Origin of the sequence: Phormidium sp. CCY1219, assembly GCF_035615515.1 — a bacterium.
Taxonomy (GTDB): Bacteria; Cyanobacteriota; Cyanobacteriia; order Cyanobacteriales; family Laspinemataceae; genus CCY1219.
In genome coordinates this window covers 1-3,593 of sequence record NZ_JAJENT010000267.1, presented here as the reverse complement: position 1 = coordinate 3,593, position 3,593 = coordinate 1, and the positions used below count along the sequence as shown (strand labels likewise).

General features: G+C 50.1%; 5 protein-coding genes. 1 reads left to right on the top strand and 4 read right to left on the bottom strand.

Translation table 11 applies throughout. The features are described from left to right. Positions 1-194 precede the first annotated feature (194 nt). The 4 genes from LKK83_RS03415 to LKK83_RS03400 all read right to left on the bottom strand — a co-directional run bounded on the left by LKK83_RS03415 (position 195) and on the right by LKK83_RS03400 (position 2,371). Complete coding sequence (locus LKK83_RS03415; protein ID WP_324629442.1) at positions 195-308, bottom strand: photosystem I reaction center subunit VIII; 114 nt, start codon at positions 306-308, stop codon at positions 195-197. Between the two features lie 255 nt (positions 309-563). Continuing rightward, positions 564-1,070 (bottom strand): photosystem I reaction center protein subunit XI, encoded by a 507-nt coding sequence (locus tag LKK83_RS03410; RefSeq protein WP_324629441.1) that lies wholly within the window; start codon positions 1,068-1,070, stop codon positions 564-566. Positions 1,071-1,754: 684 nt separating this feature from the next. Then, positions 1,755-1,958 (bottom strand): hypothetical protein, encoded by a 204-nt coding sequence (locus LKK83_RS03405; RefSeq protein WP_442957274.1) that lies wholly within the window; start codon positions 1,956-1,958, stop codon positions 1,755-1,757. A 197-nt stretch (positions 1,959-2,155) separates the two neighbouring features. Beyond that, positions 2,156-2,371 carry a hypothetical protein gene (locus LKK83_RS03400; protein ID WP_324629440.1) on the bottom strand — a complete coding sequence of 72 codons (216 nt, stop codon included), beginning with the start codon at positions 2,369-2,371 and terminating at the stop codon, positions 2,156-2,158. A gap of 91 nt (positions 2,372-2,462) precedes the next feature. Here LKK83_RS03400 and LKK83_RS03395 point away from each other — a divergent pair, with 91 nt between their 5' ends. Then, the gene (locus LKK83_RS03395; protein ID WP_324629439.1) at positions 2,463-2,846 is read left to right on the top strand and encodes a hypothetical protein; all 384 of its coding nucleotides are present in this window, start codon (positions 2,463-2,465) and stop codon (positions 2,844-2,846) included. The last annotated feature ends 747 nt before the right edge of the window (positions 2,847-3,593 follow it).

The following is a 3,593-nucleotide window of genomic DNA, read 5'->3' as shown; positions in this document are numbered from 1 at the left end:
ATGTGCTGACTTATGCGGCGTTCTTGATTGCCTCTACGGCGAGTAAGTTCGGTTGATGAGGCTCTAACTGCCTGATTCAGCGATAAAAAATCCCCCGCTTTTTGGCGGGGGATTTTTTATGGGATATTGAGGTGGCGATCGCCGGCATCGAGCATCCTCTGGACTTTCGATGCCGGCGATCGCTACAGGGCTTACTACTCGCTTTCTATATAGATGAACAGCAAACCCATCACCACGGGGGGCATCAGCCAGCAAACGACGGGAATCAAAATCCAGGGCAGGTAAGAAGCTGCATATGCTCCTGTCATGTCAAATTTCTCCTATTTCAAGTGGGTTTTACACTGTATGAGCACCATTGTAGCCCGGGTTGGTTTTCAGCGGCACTCTTGGGTTCGCGGATCGGCGATCGCGGATCTGTTAAAATCAGTTGCTTTACAATCAGCCACTATTCATTCCCGCGATCGCACGCCTGAATCGAATACAAAGAAAGGCACCAGAATCCAACGGCTGGAGCGATTTTTTCGCGAAATCGCCCCCGCTGAGTCTATCTCGAAGCGTTGGCTCTAGTTGTTGACCAATCCTCGGAAAATGGCATCCACGCCGGCAAAGTTTTCCAGCAGGAAGTACGCAACAAATGCGCCACCCATTGCACCGACGAAGAAACCTGCGGTCAGTTGGCTCCAGCCTTCTGCGGTTTTCAAGGAGTCGGGGGCTTGGGGATTTTCGCTGGCGGCGTCGCCACTGTCTTGGAACGAGACAATGCCATAAGCAGACATGCAGCCGGTGGCAATCAAAATCAATGCCAGGGCGGACACTAATCCGCCGAGATTGGCGGCCTCGGGATAATCGCGCAGGGGACCGAGTTTTATCCAAGGTCCGATCAGGAAATACCCGTGGGCCATGCCAATTTCAATTCCGCGCAGGATGGGCGATAGCCCTTTGCGGTAGATGGGCAAGTTGTTGACGAAGGCTTTGGTAAACCCTGATGCGCTGATTGGAGTGGCGAGATGACCCGTAAACGGATCTTCGTTATAGGGCTTCACCATTTCCATGTCTCTGGAATTGGCCATACTTTTTTCCTCTCTATCTGAAAATCAGTAAAAGAACTTCACGTCATATTCTAAGCACGGAGCGGGTCTCTAGTCTCAGAATTCTGCCTTAGCTTTAAAAAACTTCATCAAATTGACGATCGCGATCGCTTCTGTGGTGCTGCCCATTCAGTCTCGGATTCTCTCAATCCCTTGCCCACACGAGCACTCGGACGATTCCATTCCCTCGCCTCCCGCACCGTCTCTCTCCCGGATGCTGAAGTTATTGGTTAAGTTTTGTTAAGACGACTGACCCGGACTCGTTCACTGCTGACATGGACGGATCCACCCCAGGGGCGCTCTAGTCTCCCCCACGGCCCGGACTCTCTCCTGGGTGATGGGAGGATTTGGCCTCCGTTGCGCTTCTCTCCCTGGAAAGGGGACAAATTGCCCACGGGAGGCGCTGGAGGCTGCTTTCCTGGCGCAGGTGATGTTTTGCCTCGATTCTCGCCATCAGGGCACTTCTGCGTGCTTGGCAAGCTTTCTGTAGGGGCGATATTTCCCCTATGCAGCAAGTTAATTCAATTTTAACGATATTGTTTCTCAGCCCTCCGCAACGAAGGGGAGGGGATCGAAAAAACGCGGCCTGTAGGGGCGATCGTGCAGGAGCGATCGCCGCTAGGCACTGTTCCCCAACGCGCGATCGCTCTTTTATCGCAACTTCTATTATTCGGGAAAATCGGGAATCACCCACTGCGGGGGCTGCATCCGTTTCTTTCTGACGGCTTCATCCGCCATCTCTAGCATTCGATCTAATGACGTTTCGCTGATAAATTGGGAGGTTTGTGCTGCATATTCGCGGTTGGGACATTTGTCTCCCAATACGCAGCCATTGACGCAGGCTTCAGCGCAGTTGATAGTCTCGGTCACGATAACCTCTCTAAAGTGTTCCTCAATAGCGATCGGCAGACGATTGGTTCTCGCTGGACAAGCTCGAAGGCCGCCAGCGCGGTGTCTTTTTCTTAAAAAAAAATTGTAACACTATTCCCCTAAAGACCCGGAAGCTGATTAATTTGTCCACCGGAAAAGTTCAACGCCCTGGGCGATCGCTTTCTCCTTTCTGGGAACTACGCTACACTAAGGGCACATCCAGCAATCTCTCTCGCCACGTCGGTGATGTTCGATCGCGTCTCCGGTGGCGAGTTGCAATTGATTTCTCGACGGGCATTCATGCTGCAATTGTGTGTCTGCTTATACTTGTCCCCTGCGATCGCTTCGTTTGCTCCCAGAAACCCTCTCTCGACCACTGATTTGACGCGGGGTGACATCTCTATCGACTTCATACCGGATTTTCCGGATGGGAAAGGATTTTTCTCGTGAATAGCGATCGCCCCGCATTTGTCCAGATCTGTTTCTTCTACGATCGCCCTTAATATGATACCTGTAGCTTCTTTTCAACCCTTTAAAATTACCGCCTTATCCCTCATCCTCGGTGGACTCATCGGCTGTAACAGTTTGGTTCAGTCGAGGATGGGGGTGACGCATATCGGCGACATCAAACAAAATTGGCAGAATTACTCCACGGTTTACCTGAAAGGTAATGTGGAAAATAAAGCCCCTTTTCTCGGTACTGGCGCTTACCTCCTCCGGGATGATACCGGTAGCATTTGGATCGTCAGCGAACAACCCCTCCCTTCCCCGGGAGATGAAATCATCCTCAAGGGTCAAGTCACCTATCAAAGCATTCCGATCGCCGGACAAGAATTGGGAGAAGTTTACCTCAAGGAACTCGAACAGTTACAACGCAATTCCCCTTAACCTACCCTTGGCCAACTCTTTCTAAATCAGTTCAAATGCCAGCTTCATGCGGGGGATTGAAATCGCGCCGAACTTGCGCCAAGCGCGTAGCCGGGTCGCGACAGCGCTATAGTCCGCCGACGCAGACTAATTTTTTTAAAACCTATTTATGAGGACAGGATATAATGGTCAACCCTTAATCGCCGTTGCCCATTATTTTTTATCTCAATTTTTCGCATTAATCTAAATTAAAATGTGGCGCATAAGCAAGGGGGCAAATTATGCAAGCACATTTATTTATTGGGGGGGAGGCGGTAGCTCTGGAGGGACGTTCCCCCCAGGGGGGAACGAGTTAAACGAGTTCACGAGTGAAAACCTGCAAATTATTTTGCATATAGCAGTTCTCATATGGGTGAGGTAACGAATTTTTTACCTCAAAGGTGCAAGCTCGGTTGGGACTATTCGGCTACAGATTACATCAAGCAACAGACCTGCTATATTTCACCACCACGCGATCGGTGGAAAAAAACATGCCGATTAGCGCAATGGTTATTTATCCCTAGTCCAACTCCCAGGTATGAAAAAAAACATGCCGATTAGCGCAATGGTTATTTATCCCTAGTCCAACTCCCAGGGATGGGAAAAAAACATAGTGATTAGCGCAATGGTTATTTATCCCTAGTCCAACTCCAGGGATGGGAAAAAAACATGCCGATTAGCGCAATGGTTATTTATCCCTAGTCCAATTCCCAGGGATGGGAAAAACAT

Coding starts and splice junctions, on each gene's coding strand:
- LKK83_RS03395 (WP_324629439.1), top strand. CDS start 2,463: ATGATACCTGTAGCTTCTTTTCAACCCTTTAAAATTACCGCCTTATCC.
- LKK83_RS03400 (WP_324629440.1), bottom strand. CDS start 2,371: ATGAAGTCGATAGAGATGTCACCCCGCGTCAAATCAGTGGTCGAGAGA.
- LKK83_RS03415 (WP_324629442.1), bottom strand. CDS start 308: ATGACAGGAGCATATGCAGCTTCTTACCTGCCCTGGATTTTGATTCCC.
- LKK83_RS03410 (WP_324629441.1), bottom strand. CDS start 1,070: ATGGCCAATTCCAGAGACATGGAAATGGTGAAGCCCTATAACGAAGAT.